The organism is Haladaptatus ordinarius (assembly GCF_054177595.1).
Genome location: NZ_JBPEHH010000306.1, coordinates 1 through 602, shown reverse-complemented (window position 1 = coordinate 602; position 602 = coordinate 1). Strand labels below are relative to the sequence as shown.

The 602-nt window shown below is 58.1% G+C and carries 1 rRNA gene; it reads left to right on the top strand.

What is annotated here, in order from left to right:
* Nucleotides 1-206, top strand: a 16S ribosomal RNA gene (locus ACR3FF_RS27320); the annotation flags it as partial.
* Nucleotides 207-602: the final 396 nt, after the last annotated feature.

Here is a 602-nt window from a genome sequence, read left to right as displayed (position 1 = left end):
CTCGCCCTCATGAAGCTGGATTCGGTAGTAATCGCGCTTCAGAAGAGCGCGGTGAATACGTCCCTGCTCCTTGCACACACCGCCCGTCAAAGCACCCGAGTGAGGTCCGGATGAGGCCATCAAGCGATGGTCGAATCTGGGCTTCGCAAGGGGGCTTAAGTCGTAACAAGGTAGCCGTAGGGGAATCTGCGGCTGGATCACCTCCTAACGATCGGGATCAGGCCGACGCGCCTGACCCACCTTTCCCCGTCAGCATCCGCTGACGGGGTGGCAATTCACCTCCGAGACGCCTTCGGATTCCGATAAGGCACCTTTGAACTACCGAGGCTAACGTTCTCTCTCGATGAGAGGTGGCCTTCGCTCAACGGTGAGCGGCTCCGTTTGTGGAGATAGCTCGGGTTCGAATCCCGAGGAAGGCTGTTTCATCGGGTAGTTCGAATCGTTCCTCTTAAGTACAAGGGGGTGAAACGAACTATTCCCGACGTAACCGATGCACCAACCCGCGAAAGCGTGGTTGGGAAGGGTTCGACGCACGCTCTTGGCGACCACCGGGACGTGCGATGACGACCGTATGTACGTGCAATCCAGGCGTCCACTGGACT